Source organism: Paenibacillus montaniterrae (genome assembly GCF_018403185.1).
Lineage (GTDB): Bacteria > Bacillota > Bacilli > Paenibacillales > Paenibacillaceae > Pristimantibacillus > Pristimantibacillus montaniterrae.
On sequence record NZ_BOSE01000013.1, the window covers coordinates 26,445 to 45,628 of the forward strand.

Sequence of the window (19,184 nt, forward strand, 5' to 3'; positions counted from 1 at the left end):
CGACGTAAATTTGGATTTATAATTAGATATGACAAAAAAAATCGATTAAAGTGTACTTTAATAGGAGGCGATGAGCTTATTTATGTTGACTATAAGAAAAGTTACTGAATTGACAGGAATAGCGGCTCCCACACTTCGATATTATGAAAAAGAGGGGTTGCTTCCACATGTAAAGAGAGATGAAAATGGGAAGCGGTTATATGACGAAGATGATTTAAGCTGGATTCACTTCGTTACCGCGCTTAGAGCAACAGGAATGCCGATTGCTCAAATTCAGAAGTATGTATACTTGTATAAAGAAGGGGATTCGACGATTTCGGAACGAAAAATGATGATGCTCCATCATAAAAAAGATATTGAGAATAGCATAAGGGAGCTATATTTTAACTTGGATAAAATAAACTATAAACTTGCTCTATATGATGTGTTAGAGTCTCAGATTGAACGAACTAACATCAAAATATGATTATGCCCAAATACAAGTCGCTAATTAGCGACTTGTATTTTCAATTAAATAATAAAACTCAAAAATTAAATAAACGTGCTTGTATACGTTATCATATTGGCACGTATTAATATACGTGTTATAATATATTTAAAAGGAGGGAAGCAATGAGTGAAAGGACTATCATCTAAAGCACTTATAAAAATCATTGAGCAGGATGGTTGGGAACTAGTACATACAGTTGGAAGTCACCGACAATACAAGCATCCAACTAAAAAAGGACGAGTGACAATTCCTCATCCTAACAAAGACTTACCAACAGGAACAGTAAACAGTATCCTAAAGCAGGCAGGGCTAAAATAGCCCTTCCTTGCTACGGATTAAACATATATATTTATTAGAATTTTACTTAAACTATGGATTAATAATAATGATTTAAATTTAATTCATCCAAGATGTGATTATGCCCAATTTTACTTAATCATTTTCTAAGAGCTTGATGCATACTAATGCGTAGACTGAAATTTATCCCTTATATTTAAGCTAGATAACTTTAAGATTTATAATGAGGTGAACTATGAATATTAACCAAAAAGATCGCTATGTATATCCGGCCATTTTTGACTATTCCGATGAAGGGATTTCTGTAGAGTTTCCTGACTTACCTGGCGCAATTACTTGTGGAGATAATGAGGAAGAAGCCTTGCGAATGGCACGTGAATGTATGGCGTTACACTTATATGGGATGGAGGTAGATAATGAACCGATTCCTGCTCCTTCTCGGGTTATGGATTTGAAAGTAGAAAAGAATCAAGTGATTGTTTTAATTGAAGCTTGGATGCCTCCTTTCCGCGATGAAATGCAACAGAAGGCAGTGAAAAAGACTCTTACCATTCCAAAATGGCTTGATGATCTAGCTGTTGAAAATAACGTCAATTTTTCTCGAGTACTCCAGGAAGGGCTAAAATCCTACTTAGGAGTAAACGATCCTAAATAATCTAGAATTAAACAAAAGCCCCGCACCATTATGGTAGGGGGCTTTTGTATTATGGATTATCCGAATATTTCCTAGTTATTAGCTGCTGTTTGTCTTCCGTATTCATTAAATGCTATATCCCGATTAAATTCATTAATTTTAGTATTTACTAAAATTAATGAAAATGATAATATGACCTTGTAAAGTACAAAATAAATCATAAAGTGAGGTAATCTTTATGAATAATGAATTATTAGAAAAAGTAATGACTAGAGATGGTTGTAATATCCATTATTGGGTTTCAGATAACGGGAAAAATCCATGGTTAATATTTTTACATGGTGCTGGTGCTGATCACAAGATGTTTAATGAACAATTACCAATAGTAGATAAGGAGTTTAATCTCTTGCTTTGGGATGCGAGAGGTCATGGTTTATCAAGACCAATGAGTGATAAGTTCAGCATAAAATTATTGATGGAAGATTTAATAGAGATAATGAATAAAGAAGGTATAGAAAAGGCGACGTTTGTTGGTCAATCAATGGGCGGTAATACAGCACAAGAGATGGCATTTTATCACCCACATAAAGTAGAGAAACTTGTATTGATTGATTGTACTTGTAATACGATGAAATTGACTGGTTTAGAGAGGTTTTATTTAAATTTAACCCCATTTATCATTCGGATGTATCCATGGAGCTTCCTGATTAGTGCAAGTGTGAAAGCCAGTGCGTTAAAACCGCATGTACAAGACTATTTAAAGAAAGTATTTAATCAGATAGGGAAAAAGGATTTTATTAAAGTGTTTTTAGCAACTGCAGCTTGTTTACATTACGAAGAAGGATATAAAATTAATAAACCGATCTTGCTTGTTTATGGAGAACATGATCAAACAGGGAATATTAAAAAAATTGCTTCTTCGTGGGCATCTAGTGAACTAGATTGTAGGTTGGTTGAAATACCTAATGCAAGTCATTGTGCTAATCAGGATAATCCTTTACAGTTTAATGCTGTTTTTAGGGAGTTTTTGAATGCACAATAGATAAGTAAAAAAGTGAGGTAATATTCAGTCATGGACGTTAAAGAGCTGGAGTACAATGAAGAAAAACAAGTGTTTGTCGAAAAGTTAGGTATTTATTATGAGGATTATGGAATTCCACGAATTGGCGGAAGAATTTTAGGATTAGCATTAGTTGCTAATCAGCCTATATCAGCTGAACAAATGGCTAATCTTTTAAAGGTTAGCAGAGGGAGCGTTTCGACAAACGTGAGACTCCTGGTTTCTATGGGATTGTTAGAGAAAGTATCAGCTATTGGTGATCGAGCAGATTATTACTCCGTTAGTGAGTCCATATGGGATAATGCCATCAAAACGAGGATTGATGGTTTTAAAAACTTGAAAAAAATTGTAGAACAAGGTTTAAACGCAGTAGAAGGGAGCTCTAATGCGAATAAAAAATTTGTTGAAATGCTCCTTTGGGTCGATAATATGATCTCTAGTCATGAAAAATTGCTTTTAGAGTGGAGGCAAGAAATAAAAGATTGAATCAATTCCCCCAACCAACCAATCTAGCAATACCTTATTATTGAAAAAAATAAACGATCATTTATTATTGATTCATGAGATATAGAGATGATAATAAAGTCGAAGCAATATTCGACGCGACCATACAGCTAATTAATGAGATTGGTTTCTCTGATACGTCAATATCAAAAATTGCCAAAAGAGCCTGTGTATCGGCAGCGACGATTTATATTTACCATGAGAACAAAGAGGATCTGCTCTATAAGACCTACTTGAAGATTAAAGGCAAGATGAGCGAGAAAATGTTTCAGGGAGTGGATCATACCCGAACAGTTTACGAGCGATTTGAGGCTATCATCCGCAACTATGTTGATTTTATTCAATCCTTTAAAGAATATTTTTTGTTTCTGGAGCAAATAATGAATTCTCCTTTGCCCCAGAAATGGTGCCTAGACGATACGGCAAGTCAGTTTCAACCGATCTACGAGCTGTTTGAAGCCGGCATCCGACAGGAGCTGTTGAAGAAGGAGGATATTAACATGCTAGTTGTTTACTCCATCTTGCCAATAGCCGAATTGTTGAAAGCACATTTGAAGAACGGGACCATCTTGAATAGTAAGCAATTAGATTCTGCCATCAAGATGAGTTGGGACGCTATTAAGGCATAGCAAAATATTTTTAAGCGATGCACAGCATCGCTATTCTTTTCACAATTAATAAATGAACATTCACTTATTAATTGACCAAGCGATCAATAAGGGACATACCGTAAAAGCTTTTGTACGTGCCGCAGATCGAATCCCGTTTAACCGGAGTACATTATGACTTTCAAGGATTATGACAGACAGCGCACTAGTGTTTTATGGAGAAAATTATGGTTAGAGAGTGACATCACTGACAACACCGATACGTTGCACGAGTTCATTCCGTAGAAGCGACCGGCTAATCCCTCGTGCTTTCGATTCGTCTTAGTTTTTGGGTATCCCGAGCTGGAGATGAACCGAAAAAACGGGAGTATTCTCGGTTAAACTGCGAGGGACTCATATAGCCAACCTGATATGCGGCACTGGCTACTGTATAGCCCTCAAATGCAATGAGATTTCTAGCCTCCAAAAGTCTTAATTGCTTTTGGAATTGAATCGGACTTAACCCCGTTGCTCGTTTAAACTGACGGTGAAACGTATTTACAGCCATACCAAATTTTGATGCCAACTCACCGATGTCTATAGACCTCGTATAGTTGTCGCGAAGCCATTGGACAGTCTGAGAAATCCTGGAGAAATTGCTCTCTCGCTGGCCAAGTTGCCTTAGATACCATCCTTGAGGTCCCATCAGAACGCGATAAAGAAGTTCGCGTTCATAAGCTGGTGCAAGAGCTGGAATATCTCTAGGGGTTTTCGTTAATCGTAATAGGCGTAGCCACACCTCCATAAGTTCAATGTCCATTTCACATGCTGCAAATAAATGTTCAGAAGCGGTTGGGATTAGATTCTCAGGAAGATCTCGTAATAAAGGTTGAAGAACATTTTGATTCAATTCAAGACCAAGGGACATGTAAGGATGACCATCACGGTCTGGATGTACGTTCGCCGAAGCGGGAACATGTACCGGTATCACGTAATATGAAGGCCCCACCAGATTCGTGCTGCACTCCCCAATTGACAGAATCTTTGTTCCTTTAACAGTAAAACCAATCGTTGGCTTGTAGAGTGCTGTGAGTTGGTGTGTGGGAATGTCTCCCTTAATCATGCTTAGCCCCGGTACAACGGTTTCAATTGGTCGAGTGTTTGCCCCTTCCATTAAATCAATAATTTCTTGTATTATTTTTCTCTTATTCATGCGCCTATTTTATCATACGCCCTTCTTTCTTCACAACATGACTCCGTAATCTTCAGGCATTTATAGGCTTTTTTTTGACGAAACCATCAGGTTAATTGGGTTATTTTAAATCATCGTTGGTGGTTTTAGGCAATTAAAAGGCATCATTAAATCTAGATTATATCAGCAGAACTAACTAAAATAAAACTCAGATCGAACGAAAAAGGAGTGATATCTCATGAAAATTGCAATCGTAACAGGCGGAAGCAACGGGATTGGAAGGGCGACTGCTCTTGAGCTTGGCAAACGCGGAATTAGCGTCATTCTCACATACAATTCCTATAAGGAACGAGCAGAAGCAGTCGTAAAGGAACTTGAGAAGAATGAGGGCGTTCGTGCTATAGCATTGAAATTGGATTTGACTCAATTATCAACGTTCGATGGTTTTGTTCAAGAAGTGAAGACGAGCCTCAATCAAATTTGGAGCCGAACGACATTTGATTACTTAGTCAATAATGGCGGTGTTGGTGGGCCAATGATGTTAGCAGATATGAGCGAGGAGTACTTCGACAAAATCCTTAATACGAACTTCAAAGGACCGGTTTTTTTAACTCAACACCTCATCCGATTCATGAATGATGCTGGAGCCATCGTAAATACCACGAGTTCATCCAAAAATCAATCGTTTCCAGGCTACTCTGTCTATGGCTCGTTAAAAGCAGCCTTCTCATCTTGGACTCGCTATATCGCCAAAGAACTTGCTCCTCGCAAAATTCGGGTCAACGCAGTTTCTCCTGGCCCTACACACAGCAATTTTGGAGATGGAGCATTTGATAAACATCCTGAATTCATCCGTCCTTTGGCAGAACAAACGGCATTCGGAAGAATAGGCCAACCCGATGATCTTGCAAAGGTCATTGTGAGCTTGTTGTCTGATGATTTCGGCTGGGTTACAGCCCAGGACATTGAAGTTTCTGGTGGACATTTGCTATAAAAAAGAAGGACAGGGACGCTCAACCCTGTCCTTTCTTAATAGATACGGGTAACCATGCTGAGTCGAAGATTTAAGCAAAGCTTACAAATCAACCTTCCAATTGCCCATCATCTTGGCGACCTCCGGATCGCGGTACGATAAGAAAAGACTTTCCCGCGTATCGAGAGTGGAAATCTGTTCGATGTCATCAGCGCTCAGCTCAAAATCAAAAATGTTGAAGTTTTCGGCAATCCGTTCTTTTTTTACCGACTTCGGAATAACAACTACTTCTCGCTGAACAAGCCAGCGAAGCACAACTTGTGCGATGGACTTGTTATGTTTTTCTGCGATCGAGGCTAGCACTTCATTCCCAAACAGGTTGTTAAGTCCTTCAGCAAAAGGCGCCCACGACTGGTGCTGAACTCCCTGCTCCTTCATAAAAGCTGCGCTCTCAATCTGGTGGTAGAACGGGTGCGTTTCGACTTGATTGACAGCGGGCACGATTTCGTTATGCACAATAAGGTCCATCAAACGGTCCGGCAGAAAATTGCTGACCCCAATCGCCTTAATCTTGCCTTCGCGGTATAGCTCTTCCATTGCACGCCAAGCACCGTAGTAATCGCCGAACGGCTGATGAATAAGGTATAGATCCAGATAATCGAGCTGGAGTTTCTTTAAGGATTTGGCAAACGCCAGCTTGGCACTCTCATAGCTTGCATCCTGAACCCATAGCTTGGTCGTGATGAACAGCTCCTCACGTGGTATACCGCTTCGCTTAATTGCACGTCCAACTGCTTCCTCATTCAGATAACCGGCGGCGGTGTCGATGAGGCGGTAACCGGTCATCAGTGCTTCATATACGGCGTTCTCGCATTGTTCCGCATCAGGAATTTGGTAAACACCAATCCCGATAATCGGCATTTTCACTCCGTTGTTCAATGTTACGGTTTGCATTATAATTCCTCCCATTTTTCTACATGTATAAAGGCAAACAGCACGCATCCTGGATACTCGGGGGCTATAGCAGTGGGGGATTCCACTTGCGGCTGACTTGCATTACAATAAGCTTAGAACCTTCGTGTTACACGAAGTCAAGACACTTTGCAAAAGTTATTTTCTCAAGGGGGATTTCGTATGTATACGGTCAAAGAAGCCGCCCAGATAACGGGACTCACCGAGCATGCCATTCGTTTTTACACAGATAAAGGCCTGGTGCCAAGCGTGCAGCGCAATGAGAATAATATCCGAATGTTCGACGAAGAATCGATCAACTGGCTGCATGGCGTCAAATGCCTCAAGCAATCCGGAATGCCGATTGAGGTTATTAAACGGTACGTTGATCTCTGTCTCGAAGGAGATACTACCATTCCACAACGCTATGCGCTTATTATGGAGCATAAAGAAGCGGCGCTCGCCAAGCTCGAAGAAGCCAAACGGCACATTGATCATCTGGAGCAAAAAACGGTCCTATATCAGGCGATTCTGGAGCATCGCATGCCAGACACGACCAATCCCGGCAATTGGGACAACATTCTGCATATGCATGGTGACGTATTTTACTCGCCTTCTGCTCGCAAGGCATAAGAGTGAGAATGGCAGGCTGGTTTTCCTTCAAGGTGGTTGACTATGACGTTAGGTCATAGTGCATAATGATCGCTATAAACTACTTGGAGTGATTGAAAATGATTATAAAAGCTTTACGCTCAGATCGCATTTATCGAAAGGTAGCCTTAGCTTCGCCTGAGGACAAGCTTGAATTGTTCCGAAACGACATGATGGCTCCTTTTATGAAACAATGGCAAATTCAACAAATTCCGTTTAAAGCGGAAGAGGAAAATGGCTTTGACGTTATTGTGTTTAATAGTATGATGCACCGCTCCCCTGATCAGATTACCCAGCAGCTCTCATCTGAAATCGAGTTGATTTCGTCAGATTCATTTTGGTCAGAGTGTGAGGAAGCTGTGCGGATAAGCCTCCAGCAATTTATAGAGCACGGAATTAATCTCCCTGTATCCGAATATTTGTTCACCCTGCAATTAGGGAATCCGCAAAACCGTGCCCTCACAATAAACGAAGGATATAGCGGCTTTGGGGGTATTCCCGGGTTTATCTGGGGAACACTTTTGCCCAATGAGTACACGATTCCGCGAATGAAGGCAGCGCTAGCCCATGAATGCAACCATAATGTGCGCTATCAATTTATTCAGTGGGATCACACCGTGAATTTGGGAGAGCTGATTGTAAGTGAAGGGCTGGCTGAAAACTATGCTACGCTTATGTTTGGAGAAGAATTGCTCGGCCCTTGGGTAACGAAAACAGATGCCGAAACATTAAACAAACGCATAAAGCCTGTGCTGAGAGAGCATTTGCAATTAACAGGCTTTGACAAATTTGCTCCGTATCTTTACGGTGACGAGATCGCAAAACTGCAAAACTTCGAACCGGTCAATATGCCTTATAGCGCCGGTTACGCATGCGGATATTATTTAATCCAATATTACTTAAAAAATACAGGTAAAACGATCTTTGAGGCAACGATAACGCCTGCTGCTCAAATACTAGACGAAGTAGAAGGATTTTGGGATGAAGAAACCATTATTAGCGGTTAAAGATATTGTCCGGATTACAGGCATTACAGCTCGGACCTTGCATTATTACGACAGAATTGATCTGTTTAAACCGACGCATCTGACGGAAAAAGGGTATCGCCTATATGATCTAAGCAGCTTGGAAAAACTGCAAACGATTTTGTTCCTAAAGGAGTTGGATTTTTCCTTGAAGGAAATTGCGGACATCGTAAAGCTGACCAAGCAAGAGCAGAAGCGGCTATTAAAGCAGCAAAGCCAAGCCTTATTATTGAAAAAACAGAGGCTGGAAACGATTATGACAGCTCTCGACGAGTACGTTTTGGGCAGTGATATAAGTAATTTGCAACTCTTCAACAATACATCGGTTTTGCCATTGAAAGAACAATATGCCAATGAAGCGAAATTCGTTTATGGCGAAACAGAGGCGTATAAAGAATATAATGAAACGTTAGAACAATTATCTATGGATGAAAAAGAGGAAAGCTTCTCCGAGATGGAGGAAATATTCAAGCAAATTGCATCCTGTACCAATCAGCCTTACACCTCCGATGAAGTGCAGCAATTAATCGAGCAATGGAAAAAGCTTTTAATGCAATTCATGACATGTGATGCAGAGCTGCTGGCTTGCATTGCCAACATTTACCAATCTGATGCACGGTTTAAAGAATACTTTAGCCAATATAGCAATGAGGACTTTGCAAATTTTCTTTACAGAGCAATTATGTACAATATCAACCGATGGGGCGATTTGCAAAATTAGTATGTGCACACAAAAATTGAGAAAATGAAGGTGAGAGATTGAACCTTGTGTTCGTTAAACGATTATTAATAGTAGCAGCAGCAAGCTTAGGTTTATGGTTTATCATTCATACTGCTTTCATCGTAATAGATGGGGTAAATGATGAATTGAAGCCTGTTGACGTTGCTGTAGTGTTGGGAAATAAAGTAGAAGTTAATGGACAGCCTTCTGAGCGGTTAAAAGCAAGATTGGATAAAGCGGTAGAGCTTTATAGCAAGGGCCACTTTACGTTTATTATTGTAAGTGGTGGGATTGGCAAGGAAGGCTTCGATGAGGCACAGGTTATGAAATCTTACCTAATAGATAACGGGATACCGGCAGAAAAAATTATAGAGGATAATAACGGCTACAACTCCTATATGACCGCCCAAAATACAAGCAAAATTATGAATGAGTTAGAGCTAGACTCCGCCATGATTATTACTCAATATTTTCATATTTCCAGAACAAAATTAGCGTTTAGAAAAGTGAATATTGCAGAAGTATATTCAGCTCATGCCAACATTTTTGAAGTTAGAGATATTTACTCAATAATCCGAGAATTCCCGGCTTATTATAAATATCTGTTGAAATAGCTAAGAACAAGGCGGTGTAAACATGATGCGAGTCTACAAAATTTATCTTATCGTGTTTGCAGTGATCATTATTGCTGCAATTGCGATTGGGACAATCGGGATCAATAAGCAGAAAACCCATATATTTGTGATGCCAAATGGATATTCAGGTTGGGTTCGAGTTGTGTATGAGCAACAAGACAGCCCAGCACTGCCCATGGAAGGAAAAGCTTTTTTACATGAAATTCCGGAAGAGGGGATACTTTTCACATCCAGTCCACCAACATCTGGCCTTATGCTGTTCTATGTTAAGGATAAGCACGGTACGCGGACTGAAATAGGAACAGATATGATTCAAGGCCAATCTATGGGAACAAAGACGATAAAGTTTCCCGATGGCACGACTAAAGATGCCGAGGTTAATTCCTTTTTTGTTGGCACGGAACAACAGTACAACGATGAAATCGAACAATGAAATGAACATGTTCTTTACCCTTTGCATTAATTACTTTACTAGATATTAGAGAAATAAAAGAGGAATTAGGGGTTGATATCGTTATCGATAAGCTGTTCTATAAATATAACTTTAACGGGTCTGAAGAATACTATTTTATAGCAACAATAATAGGCGGAGATTTTGGCACGGGGAAAGGTGAGGAATTTTCTTCTGTTGAAAAGGGAAAGTACATTCCTACTTGGGTTAATATTAAGGAAATTCCTTTTATGGACAATATAAAACCGTTAGAAATCGCCCAAAAACTTATTGAACAATATAAGAGTGGATCTTAGTAATGCTGTTTCTCTTACAGAGCTCAAAAAGCACAGCTTCGCTACTGCACAATACGCTGCTAGCAAAGCCATGCTTTTTGAACAATGATTTACGGCGCTTGCACGGGAAACTCCATAACTGCTACCAGCCCTTTCTGCTCTGGGCTGCTATCCAGCATTAAGCTGCCATGATGCGCCCTTGCAATTCTTGCAACCATCGGCAGCCCTAGACCATGCCCGTTGTGGACAGGCTTCTTTCTTCTTGATGAATAAGGCAGCTCAGTGATCTCAGCCAGCTGCTCTTGCGGGATGCCGCGTCCCGTATCACTTACGATGAGGCGATATCGGGCACGGTCCCTGGATAAAGAGGTTTCCAGCATGATGCTGCAGCCTTGCGGGTTATGATTTACACTGTTCTGCACAAGATTGCTGATTGCTCTAAGCAGCAATTTCTCATCTCCATGAATCTGAATCTCCTCATCGGCCAGCTTTATGTCGATCTCATATCGCTCATCCAGCCCATTATTCAAGAAATCTGCGACAACCTGCTTCGCCAACACTGATAACCGAACGGGCTTTATATGCAACGGCTGCATGTCGTACTCGAGCATGGAGACCAGGTTCAGGTCGCTCACCAGAGAGCGCAATTTTTCGCCTTGGCTTCGTATTATGCCTGCTTGCTGTCTCTGTTCGCTTGGCAGCTCAGGATTGTCCTCCATTTCACTTGCGTAGCCAAGCACCATCGAAAGCGGCGTACGGATATCATGCGAAATCCCGGCGATCCAGTTGGAGCGTGCTTCATCCCGTACTTTTAAAGCAGCCGTTTTATGCTGCAGCACGGTCGACGTCTTATTAATGCTTTGAGCTAAATCGCCAAATATTCCTTTGCTGTCCAACTGAACCTCCTGCTCTCTTGCAAGTTTGTGGACGCCATCCAAAAGAGGGCGCAGCCTCCTTATAAGCCGCGTTCCAATTACGATAGAAACAAGCAACGCCACTGCTATATTAATGAGCAGCAGCCAAAGCAGCCGCACCGGTAATGAGCTAATCCACTCGGAAAGAAAGTTTAATTGATATTTTACGTAGCCGCTTTTTGGATATCCCACCACGATTAAGCCGCCTTCATGCTCCCATATATAGACCGGATAATCCATCAAATAGTAGCGCGAAAATTTGGCTACATCGATCAAGTTATAGGCTCGCGGGACATCATCAGGCAGCTGATGCTGCCATTGCACGCGGCCATCCTCCCCAAGCAGCATGGCCCACGCCTGATTGTCTTGCAGCAGCTTTGCGGCATCGGCATCCAAGCTGTAGCTGCCTCCCTGCATCGTTAAGCCTTTTGCTACCTTGCCAACAACTCCTTCTGGAGAAGGTCGCTGATTAATTTCCGCAAATACTAGCGTACCCAGCAGTATAAAGTTGAAAATTAGCAGAAATATCGAGATCAAGATGGTCGCTGCAACAAAACGACGCAATATGCGAATTATTCCATCCACTTAACGATTCTCCTTCACCAGCAGCTTATAGCCCAGTCCTCTGACAGTGAGGAGATGGGTTGGGTTAGAAGGCACAGACTCGATTTTTTCGCGTACCCGCCTTATATGCACCATCAATGTATTTTCATAGCCGTAGCTGTCGTCACCCCAAACAGCCTGACATAAGGCGTCATTGGTGACGATTCGATTGCGATTTTCGTACAGCTTGGCGAGAATGGCATGCTCCTTTGCCGTTAGTGGCAGCTCCTCCTCATCCTTTCGCACGATAGCACTATCCAGATCGATCGTCAGCTCCCCTAATTGGAAGACAGCCAAACGCTCCGCTAAGGGAGAGGAGTAGACACGCTTTAGAATAGCTGTCAATCGCAGCAGCAGCTCGCGCGGCAGAAAAGGCTTCACGATGTAATCATCTGCTCCCAAGCCCAGCCCCAGCAATCGATCTTCATCTTCTCCTCGGGCAGAAAGAAAAAGCACAGGCATTTGCGAAAACTGTCTGATCGACGACAGCAGTGAAAATCCGTCTCGATCGGGCAGCATCACATCAAGAATGGCGATATCCGGTTTATCTGCACGGCAAATCGACAAAGCTGAAGCACTGTCGATTGCGGTATATATGCGAAAAAAGCCTTCTTTTCTAAGAAATCGTTCAACCATCATTCTAATTTCCGGTTCGTCATCAACGATTAATATTTTTTTGTTTTTTATATTTTCCATTTGCGTCACCCACTTTTATTATACATGAACAAAAGGGCGCTCTGCGTTTTAGCAAATCAATTTAAGGTTGCTGTAAGGTTGTCTTTAGATAGCGGTAAGGCACATCCATTACAGTTTAACTCAAGGGAAACGATATTAAATGACTGGAATGGAGCTGACTTTTCGGATGAGTGATACTGCAATTGTGCAAACCAAAAGCTTAACTAAAACATACGGAGATAAAAACCGCGTCAATAGGGTTGATCTTCACGTGGAGGAAGGAGAAATTTACGGATTTTTAGGCCCTAACGGAGCGGGTAAAACTACAACATTAAAAATGCTGCTCGGATTAATCAAGCCGTCTGAAGGGTCCATTAAAATTTTCGGGGAAAGTCTCAGTAAAAGCCGACCATCTATTTTAATGCGCACCGGGTCGCTAATCGAATCACCTTCCTACTATGGACATCTGACAGGGCTTGAAAATATGAGGGTGATGCAGCGTCTGCGGAACGTGCCAGATCGCAATGTAGATGAGGCGCTGCGGATTGTACGGCTCGAAAATCATAAGAACAAAAAAGCGGAGCAATATTCGCTCGGAATGAAACAGCGGCTAGGCATCGCAATGGCCCTGCTTGCTTTCCCCAAGCTGCTCATTCTTGATGAGCCGACAAATGGTCTCGATCCTGCGGGCATTGGTGAAATTCGGGAGCTGATTAAATCGCTGCCTGCACGCTACGGAATGACGATATTGCTGTCCAGCCACCTGCTTACGGAAATTGAACAAATTGCTACCTCAGTCGGCATTATTAGTGACGGAAATTTGATGTTTCAAGGCAAGCTGGACAGCCTGCGTGCAAAAGGCAGATCCTCGATCTATCTGAAAACGGGTGACAACCTTACAGCACATCGGCTGCTGCTCGCTCAAGGCTATAGCCCGGCGAAAGGCGACAACCAGCTCGATTTTGATTATCTTGAGGATGATGACGTGGCGGAGATCAATCGGCTGCTCGTCACCTACGGCATCCCTGTCACCCGGATCGGAGAGAAAAGCAAAAATCTGGAGGATATTTTCCTGGAGCTAACGGGAAAGGAGCGAAGCCTGTGATCAAAACATTTGGACTGGAGTACTTTAAAATCCGCCGCAAAAAGATATGGATTATGATTCTTCTTTTTCTTGCTGCCGAGATGATGTGGGCCTTCCTGTCGACCAGCATGTCGATAGCCCGCAATTCGGATCATGCCGTCTGGGAGTCGATCATATTTAGTATAGCCTCGATGAACGGCCTTTTTATGCCCATTATATCGGCTATTGTCGTCTCCCGAATTTGCGATATGGAGCATAAAGGATCAACTTGGAAAATGCTTGTTGCGACCAATGTGAGCCGTGGCCGTCTCTATGCAGCGAAATATTTATGCGCCAACAGCTTGCTTTTATACGGCATTCTTGCGCAGACTTTGCTAATGATTGCCTTTGGACTAATTAATCATTTTCCAGGTGGTCTGCCTGTTGAAGGGCTAATCCACTTTATTGGCGGGACGATGCTGGCGACACTTGCAGTTACGGCACTTCAGCAGTGGATATCTATGGCTGTCAAAAACCAGGCCTTTGCGCTATGCCTTGGCATGCTGGGCGGTTTTATTGGCATGACCGCCGGATTATTTCCTTCAGGTATACGGCATTTATTTATTTGGTCCTACTATACTGATCTGAACCCGGTTGCCTTTCAATACGCCGAAAGCTCCAGCTCTTATATTACACAGCCGATGAACTCAGGGCTTGTGCTGGCTGTACTCGGGATGATCGTACTGTTCTATATCGCCGGAAATATCCATGTGAACCGGCAGGAAATCTGAGGAGGAAAGCTGATGAAACAAAGTATTTCCGCTGAATGGCTTAAGCTTCGGCATTCCCGAATTGTTCTTGTGCTCGCAGTGCTTCCGATCATAAGTCTGCTGATCGGCTGTGCCAATTATTATTTCAATCAGGAGGCTCTGCAAAATGGCTGGTATAGCCTGTGGACTCAGGTCAGTCTGTTTTATGGCGAGTTTTTCCTGCCCATCCTGATTGCGATTTGCTGCTCCTATATGTGCAGGCTCGAGCATCTAAATCGCAATTGGAATATTGTGTTGACTGCGCCTGTATCGATCTCCAGTGTATTTCTTGCCAAATTGTTTGTCGTCAGCATGTTAATCCTTTTTGCGCAAGCGCTGTTCATGGGACTTTACTGGATTGCAGGCATCTTGTTCTCGATACCGGAGCCCTTTCCTTTAGAAACGGTAGGCTGGGCTTTGCGCGGATGGTTTGCTTCCCTGTCTATCGGAGCACTGCAATTGGGCTTGTCATTGCGGATTCGCAGCTTCGCAACGCCTATCGGCATAAGCTTGTGCGCGGTGTTTGTTGGGCTAGGCATGTACATTATTAAAGTAGGTCTGTTTTTCCCGTTTTCGCTGCTAACGATAGGAATGGGTGTGCTGAGTCAGGATAAACTGACAGACACGCAAAACATACTGTTTTGGTCGATGAATGTGGTCTTTATTATTCTGTTTTCTTCAATGGCTATACGCCGCTTAAAGGTTAAAGGAGCCGCGGCATCCTAATTTATTTAAGGGGGAATTGCAACATGAAAAGAACAATATTTGCGATTTTGGGGCTTGTGGTCATTATAGTAGCATCGCTGTGGATGTTCTTCTTTACACCGGATAAACTGACACCTGAAAATCCCGCAGGAAAGAAAATCTATTATACGGTGGTCGCTGGTCAAGGCGTGCAGGATACGAATGGACGTTATGGCTACGAATTGACGGCCTATAACGAGAAAGGCAAGGAAAAGAAGCTGGAGTTTTCAGCAGGCAAGCAACTGCGGGAGGGTGCATATATTCAGCTCTATCATACGCTGCTGCGGGGTGTTACACATTGGGAGGAAATAAGCTTTGAGGATTTGCCAGCAGATGTTCGGCAGCAGCTGCAATAATAACGAAGACAGTACCTTAGTTCTTATCCAACTTAAGGTACTGTTTTTTGCATCGCAACAATTATGAGATTGCTTTTAGTACTATATATCCTTTTCCCTCGCTACCAACAATTGATACAATATTAAAAAAGAGTAGCTTGGACAGAAGTCTGTGAGGTGAACAACAGGCATATGTTATGTAGAGGCTACAATAGTAATGAATCGGGGTGAGTCTGCTGAGTTATTTTGACCCAGTAATGGACGATGCAATAGAGCGAAATGATGTGGAAGCGGTAAAATCTCTACTAGCAAACGGGTTTGATCTTACACCTGTCCCTGGTCAGGGGACGTATCTTTCCCGCGCATGGACCTATCGCAAGAAGTACAGCTTTGAAATCGTAAAACTATTTATTGAACATGGCGAGAGCTTAAATTATCCCGGTCATCCGTCTATTGTAATGGCGGCTATGCGTGGGAAGCTTCATGAAATCCAATATGTGCTTGATCGAGGGGCAGATATTAACGCAGTCACGCATACAGGGGTGTCTGCGCTATGGACGGCAGCGTACGATAACAATAAGAAGGTCGTTGCGTACTTGTTGAGCGCAGGGATCGATTTGCAGGCTCACGGAGGAACAGCGCTGCAAACGGCAGCGTTTCATGGCAATTTGGAGCTCGTAAAAATGCTGGTCCAAGCTGGGGTCAATATTAACTATCAAAGCTTTGATGATCACCCTGATTATTCGTATACACCGCTTCATAAGGCAGCCTATGGGCATTTGTCGGTCGTCCAATATTTACTTGAGAATGGCGCCGATACCCGCTTGAAAAATCATTACGGAGAAAGAGCCGTACATATTGCCAGAGTCAATCATAAGGAGATAGCGGAGCTTATCTCATCCTATGAGCCGGAGGACTTGCATAATTATGATGCCAAAATAGATGAGCTTAAGCGCATGAAGCTCCCGAAAAGCATCATTCAAGATCTTGGGGAAGAAAGACAGAGGGTAGAGCTAGCCGACTCGAAGCACCTCGATTATGTGGTTTACTGCTCTGTTCATGATGTGACGGAGGCAACCTTTGCTGGATTACGCCTTATCAACTTGCTGGCAGATACAGACGGGTATGATTCTTACGGCATGCTGGTGTGGGTTCCAGCTAAAAAAGCTCTCGGCACATATGATGTTGAGCATCGTACACTCGCCATATTGAATAAAGTAACCTGGAAAGCATTCCGCAAATCGCCAGGCAAGTACCTTGATATGATACTGGATGGCGAGTACGACCCAGTCGAAGAGCTTGATTAGAGAGTGAGAGGCAGGTAGAGCGAGTGGATAAACAGTTAGAAATTAGAAAGGCAATCAACGGACTATCCTTGCAGGAAGCACAGCAGCTGCTTACAATCATCAAGCTGCAGCTGGATATGGTGGAAGCGAAAGGTGAAAAAGTAGATCTCTATACAAACTTAAGAGAGTTGTATGAGAAGCTGCTAGTTCCTCATCCTCGCGTCTCGATATGGGAGCCAAATGAAACTGCTGAGCAGGTGCATATCGTGTTCGGTGATTCTGCTGCCGGCAGCTTGAAGATGGCGATCAAGCAGCTGGGATTAGCAGATACGAATAAAATGATCGTGTTTCGAGAACAATTTTCTATCGGTCCTCTATGGCAGCTTCATGAGGAGGCGGGCAGGGCCTATAGAGCGGAATGGTTTCGAGATCATATCAACATTGAGGTCGATGTCGATGATTATGATTCCGTCTACGATCAGAAAATAACGGAGCAAATCAATCGTATTCCGGCTGAGGCAACGATTGTTGTATGGAGCGGGAACAATGCGCATGAGCAGGCAGGGCTGCGCTATGCTCTTTATTTGCTGCGGGATAAACCTAATCGCATCGTCCTGTTTAATGCAGCCGCAGCATGTGAAGCAACATTTAACACTGCTGACCGGTACATCAATTATTTGCATGCAGGCGAAATTCCTCCGGAAAAGCTGCAAGCTGTTTTTCGGGAAATCGCCAATATCGAAGCAATAACCTTAGAAACGAGACAACTGCTGGAGCATGAATGGTTAACGCTCGCCAATCATCGGGATGTGCTGCGTATATGGGATGGCGAACAGATACGAAACGTCGACGAGCATTACTACGATGCTTATTTGCTGGAGACAGTGGACAAGCTGCATGCCTCTCGGCAAAATCGTGACTTTATTAAAGCAGCAAGAGTAATTGGCGAGGCGCTCGGATACTGTGATCAGTATGTGGGCGACCTTTACTTTGAATACAGACTACGAGAGCTCATATATCGTGGAGCTTTGGCAATCCAAGGTGTGCCACGCGCAATGAGGTATTACAGCGTAAGGCGCAAATAACATACTGATAATTGAAGCACAAAAAAACGCATGGTCCTGATCACGGACATGCGTTTTTTTGTGCTTTTTAGCGCTGCCTGCTTGGATTTTGCTGCATATCATCAAGTGACTATTCGAGCAAGTAATGACTATTTGCCGTAATTGGCAGCAGGAATAGCCTTTGTCCAGTGAGATGAACAAGTGAGGACTATCGACGGTAATCGATGCCTTCGCTATGATGGGGCTACAGTTCCAGAAATATGCTGGGAATACGAAAGGAAGGAAGCGAAATGTTAAAAAGTATGAAGGCTCGGGCCATGCGAAACACGGCGGCGTCACCGTCGATCCTGCTCGGCAGACTGATCCGAAACCGATGGCTGTATATTATGCTGCTCCCGGGGCTATTGTATTTTCTTATCTTCAAATATTGGCCCATGTACGGAATATTTATCGCATTTAAAGACTATCAGCCCTTTCTAGGATTTTGGGACAGCCCATTTGTTGGACTGAAGCATTTTGAACGGTTATTTAACGATTCTAATTTTTGGATGCTGTTTCGCAATACACTTATTCTGGCAACGTACAACATATTGTTTTTCTTTCCGCTGCCCATTATTATCGCGCTTATGCTGAATGAGCTACGGTTTGAATTTTTGAAGCGAACGATCCAAACGCTGGTCTACATTCCTCATTTCATGTCTTGGGTCGTCGTTGTTGGCATCGCCTACATCTTCTTAACGACGGAAGGCGGAATTGTAAATGAGCTGCTTGTACGGCTCGGCGGCGAAAAAATCAATTTCCTGATCAGCAATGACTGGTTTAGGACCGTAGTTACATTAGAGGTGATATGGAAGGAAACAGGCTGGGGCACAATTATTTTCCTGGCAGCGCTTGCCGGCGTTGATCCGCAGCTGTATGAAGCGGCTCGGATTGACGGGGCGAATCGTTTGCGCCAGCTATGGCATATTACGCTGCCTGCAATCCGCAGCACAATTATTATTTTGCTCATTTTAAGGCTGGGAAGCTTTCTTGATACCGGCTTCGAGCAAATTTTCCTGATGCTCAACGCAATGAATCGCGATGTCGGAGAGGTATTCGATACGTACGTCTATTCTGTAGGGATCAGCCAGGGGCAGTACAGCTTTAGTACGGCGGTCGGGTTGTTCAAGTCAATTATAGGGCTGTTCCTTGTCGTTGTATCCAACTACCTGGCTAAAAAATTCGGAGAAGAAGGCATCTATTAGA

At 42.9% G+C, this 19,184-nt stretch carries 23 protein-coding genes; 19 read left to right on the top strand and 4 right to left on the bottom strand.

What is annotated here, in order from left to right; translation table 11 throughout:
- Positions 1-70 precede the first annotated feature (70 nt).
- From KJS52_RS24010 to KJS52_RS24035, 6 genes are all read left to right on the top strand, one after another.
- The gene (locus tag KJS52_RS24010) at positions 71-466 is read left to right on the top strand and encodes a MerR family transcriptional regulator (RefSeq protein ID WP_306433595.1); all 396 of its coding nucleotides are present in this window, start codon (positions 71-73) and stop codon (positions 464-466) included.
- 150 nt (positions 467-616) lie between these two features.
- A complete protein-coding gene (locus KJS52_RS24015) occupies positions 617-808 on the top strand; it encodes a type II toxin-antitoxin system HicA family toxin (RefSeq protein ID WP_213519831.1) in 192 nt (63 codons plus the stop codon).
- Positions 809-1,022: 214 nt separating this feature from the next.
- Positions 1,023-1,442 carry a type II toxin-antitoxin system HicB family antitoxin gene (locus KJS52_RS24020; protein WP_213519832.1) on the top strand — a complete coding sequence of 140 codons (420 nt, stop codon included), beginning with the start codon at positions 1,023-1,025 and terminating at the stop codon, positions 1,440-1,442.
- A 217-nt stretch (positions 1,443-1,659) separates the two neighbouring features.
- Positions 1,660-2,463, top strand: a complete 804-nt coding sequence (locus KJS52_RS24025) for an alpha/beta fold hydrolase (RefSeq protein WP_213519833.1) — start codon at positions 1,660-1,662, stop codon at positions 2,461-2,463.
- A gap of 30 nt (positions 2,464-2,493) precedes the next feature.
- Positions 2,494-2,967, top strand: a complete 474-nt coding sequence (locus KJS52_RS24030; RefSeq protein WP_213519834.1) for a GbsR/MarR family transcriptional regulator — start codon at positions 2,494-2,496, stop codon at positions 2,965-2,967.
- Positions 2,968-3,041: 74 nt separating this feature from the next.
- Positions 3,042-3,614, top strand: a complete 573-nt coding sequence (locus tag KJS52_RS24035; protein ID WP_213519835.1) for a TetR/AcrR family transcriptional regulator — start codon at positions 3,042-3,044, stop codon at positions 3,612-3,614.
- Positions 3,615-3,888: 274 nt separating this feature from the next.
- Here the strand turns inward: KJS52_RS24035 and KJS52_RS24040 are convergent, their stop codons facing one another.
- Complete coding sequence (locus KJS52_RS24040) at positions 3,889-4,785, bottom strand: AraC family transcriptional regulator (protein WP_213519836.1); 897 nt, start codon at positions 4,783-4,785, stop codon at positions 3,889-3,891.
- Between the two features lie 217 nt (positions 4,786-5,002).
- Between KJS52_RS24040 and KJS52_RS24045 the strand changes: the two genes are divergently transcribed.
- Positions 5,003-5,758 carry an SDR family NAD(P)-dependent oxidoreductase gene (locus KJS52_RS24045; protein ID WP_213519837.1) on the top strand — a complete coding sequence of 252 codons (756 nt, stop codon included), beginning with the start codon at positions 5,003-5,005 and terminating at the stop codon, positions 5,756-5,758.
- 81 nt (positions 5,759-5,839) lie between these two features.
- Here KJS52_RS24045 and KJS52_RS24050 read toward each other — a convergent pair whose 3' ends face one another.
- Positions 5,840-6,691, bottom strand: a complete 852-nt coding sequence (locus KJS52_RS24050) for an aldo/keto reductase (protein ID WP_213519838.1) — start codon at positions 6,689-6,691, stop codon at positions 5,840-5,842.
- A 180-nt stretch (positions 6,692-6,871) separates the two neighbouring features.
- On the opposite strand from KJS52_RS24050, the gene KJS52_RS24055 reads away from it, so the two are divergent.
- The 5 genes from KJS52_RS24055 (at position 6,872) to KJS52_RS24075 (ending at position 10,153) form a co-directional block, all read left to right on the top strand.
- A complete protein-coding gene (locus KJS52_RS24055) occupies positions 6,872-7,321 on the top strand; it encodes a MerR family transcriptional regulator (protein WP_213519839.1) in 450 nt (149 codons plus the stop codon).
- 98 nt (positions 7,322-7,419) lie between these two features.
- Complete coding sequence (locus KJS52_RS24060) at positions 7,420-8,346, top strand: DUF2268 domain-containing putative Zn-dependent protease (RefSeq protein ID WP_213519840.1); 927 nt, start codon at positions 7,420-7,422, stop codon at positions 8,344-8,346.
- Complete coding sequence (locus KJS52_RS24065; RefSeq protein ID WP_213519841.1) at positions 8,321-9,085, top strand: MerR family transcriptional regulator; 765 nt, start codon at positions 8,321-8,323, stop codon at positions 9,083-9,085. Before KJS52_RS24060 ends, KJS52_RS24065 begins: the two co-directional genes overlap by 26 nt.
- 47 nt (positions 9,086-9,132) lie before the next feature.
- The gene (locus KJS52_RS24070) at positions 9,133-9,699 is read left to right on the top strand and encodes a YdcF family protein (protein ID WP_213519842.1); all 567 of its coding nucleotides are present in this window, start codon (positions 9,133-9,135) and stop codon (positions 9,697-9,699) included.
- Between the two features lie 22 nt (positions 9,700-9,721).
- Positions 9,722-10,153: a DUF6843 domain-containing protein gene (locus tag KJS52_RS24075; RefSeq protein ID WP_213519843.1), complete on the top strand. Its 432-nt coding sequence runs from the start codon at positions 9,722-9,724 to the stop codon at positions 10,151-10,153.
- Between the two features lie 403 nt (positions 10,154-10,556).
- Here the strand turns inward: KJS52_RS24075 and KJS52_RS24080 are convergent, their stop codons facing one another.
- Together KJS52_RS24080 and KJS52_RS24085 are read right to left on the bottom strand one after the other, a co-directional pair.
- Positions 10,557-11,945, bottom strand: coding sequence for a sensor histidine kinase (locus KJS52_RS24080; protein ID WP_213519844.1), 1,389 nt, complete (start codon positions 11,943-11,945; stop codon positions 10,557-10,559).
- Complete coding sequence (locus tag KJS52_RS24085) at positions 11,946-12,659, bottom strand: response regulator transcription factor (protein ID WP_213519845.1); 714 nt, start codon at positions 12,657-12,659, stop codon at positions 11,946-11,948. It lies immediately after the preceding gene.
- 166 nt (positions 12,660-12,825) lie between these two features.
- Here KJS52_RS24085 and KJS52_RS24090 point away from each other — a divergent pair, with 166 nt between their 5' ends.
- The 7 genes from KJS52_RS24090 (at position 12,826) to KJS52_RS24120 (ending at position 19,183) form a co-directional block, all read left to right on the top strand.
- Positions 12,826-13,743, top strand: a complete 918-nt coding sequence (locus KJS52_RS24090) for an ABC transporter ATP-binding protein (RefSeq protein WP_213519846.1) — start codon at positions 12,826-12,828, stop codon at positions 13,741-13,743.
- The gene (locus KJS52_RS24095; protein WP_213519847.1) at positions 13,740-14,492 is read left to right on the top strand and encodes an ABC transporter permease; all 753 of its coding nucleotides are present in this window, start codon (positions 13,740-13,742) and stop codon (positions 14,490-14,492) included. The genes KJS52_RS24090 and KJS52_RS24095 overlap by 4 nt, the downstream gene beginning before the upstream one ends.
- A 12-nt stretch (positions 14,493-14,504) precedes the next feature.
- Positions 14,505-15,236, top strand: coding sequence for an ABC transporter permease (locus KJS52_RS24100; RefSeq protein WP_213519848.1), 732 nt, complete (start codon positions 14,505-14,507; stop codon positions 15,234-15,236).
- A 23-nt stretch (positions 15,237-15,259) separates the two neighbouring features.
- Positions 15,260-15,610 carry a YxeA family protein gene (locus tag KJS52_RS24105; protein WP_213519849.1) on the top strand — a complete coding sequence of 117 codons (351 nt, stop codon included), beginning with the start codon at positions 15,260-15,262 and terminating at the stop codon, positions 15,608-15,610.
- 206 nt (positions 15,611-15,816) lie between these two features.
- A complete protein-coding gene (locus KJS52_RS24110; RefSeq protein ID WP_213519850.1) occupies positions 15,817-16,896 on the top strand; it encodes an ankyrin repeat domain-containing protein in 1,080 nt (359 codons plus the stop codon).
- Positions 16,897-16,919: 23 nt separating this feature from the next.
- Positions 16,920-17,960, top strand: a complete 1,041-nt coding sequence (locus tag KJS52_RS24115; protein WP_213519851.1) for a DUF1835 domain-containing protein — start codon at positions 16,920-16,922, stop codon at positions 17,958-17,960.
- Positions 17,961-18,229: 269 nt separating this feature from the next.
- On the top strand, positions 18,230-19,183 hold the full coding sequence (locus KJS52_RS24120; RefSeq protein ID WP_213519852.1) for an ABC transporter permease: 954 nt from the start codon (positions 18,230-18,232) through the stop codon (positions 19,181-19,183).
- Position 19,184: the final 1 nt, after the last annotated feature.

Excerpts from the sequence above, each read along its gene's own strand:
- KJS52_RS24010 (WP_306433595.1), top strand. The coding sequence starts at position 71 with ATGAGCTTATTTATGTTGACTATAAGAAAAGTTACTGAATTGACAGGA.
- KJS52_RS24020 (WP_213519832.1), top strand. The coding sequence starts at position 1,023 with ATGAATATTAACCAAAAAGATCGCTATGTATATCCGGCCATTTTTGAC.
- KJS52_RS24025 (WP_213519833.1), top strand. The coding sequence starts at position 1,660 with ATGAATAATGAATTATTAGAAAAAGTAATGACTAGAGATGGTTGTAAT.
- KJS52_RS24030 (WP_213519834.1), top strand. The coding sequence starts at position 2,494 with ATGGACGTTAAAGAGCTGGAGTACAATGAAGAAAAACAAGTGTTTGTC.
- KJS52_RS24035 (WP_213519835.1), top strand. The coding sequence starts at position 3,042 with ATGAGATATAGAGATGATAATAAAGTCGAAGCAATATTCGACGCGACC.
- KJS52_RS24040 (WP_213519836.1), bottom strand. The coding sequence starts at position 4,785 with ATGAATAAGAGAAAAATAATACAAGAAATTATTGATTTAATGGAAGGG.
- KJS52_RS24045 (WP_213519837.1), top strand. The coding sequence starts at position 5,003 with ATGAAAATTGCAATCGTAACAGGCGGAAGCAACGGGATTGGAAGGGCG.
- KJS52_RS24050 (WP_213519838.1), bottom strand. The coding sequence starts at position 6,691 with ATGCAAACCGTAACATTGAACAACGGAGTGAAAATGCCGATTATCGGG.
- KJS52_RS24055 (WP_213519839.1), top strand. The coding sequence starts at position 6,872 with ATGTATACGGTCAAAGAAGCCGCCCAGATAACGGGACTCACCGAGCAT.
- KJS52_RS24060 (WP_213519840.1), top strand. The coding sequence starts at position 7,420 with ATGATTATAAAAGCTTTACGCTCAGATCGCATTTATCGAAAGGTAGCC.
- KJS52_RS24065 (WP_213519841.1), top strand. The coding sequence starts at position 8,321 with ATGAAGAAACCATTATTAGCGGTTAAAGATATTGTCCGGATTACAGGC.
- KJS52_RS24075 (WP_213519843.1), top strand. The coding sequence starts at position 9,722 with ATGATGCGAGTCTACAAAATTTATCTTATCGTGTTTGCAGTGATCATT.
- KJS52_RS24085 (WP_213519845.1), bottom strand. The coding sequence starts at position 12,659 with ATGGAAAATATAAAAAACAAAAAAATATTAATCGTTGATGACGAACCG.
- KJS52_RS24090 (WP_213519846.1), top strand. The coding sequence starts at position 12,826 with ATGAGTGATACTGCAATTGTGCAAACCAAAAGCTTAACTAAAACATAC.
- KJS52_RS24100 (WP_213519848.1), top strand. The coding sequence starts at position 14,505 with ATGAAACAAAGTATTTCCGCTGAATGGCTTAAGCTTCGGCATTCCCGA.
- KJS52_RS24105 (WP_213519849.1), top strand. The coding sequence starts at position 15,260 with ATGAAAAGAACAATATTTGCGATTTTGGGGCTTGTGGTCATTATAGTA.
- KJS52_RS24120 (WP_213519852.1), top strand. The coding sequence starts at position 18,230 with ATGTTAAAAAGTATGAAGGCTCGGGCCATGCGAAACACGGCGGCGTCA.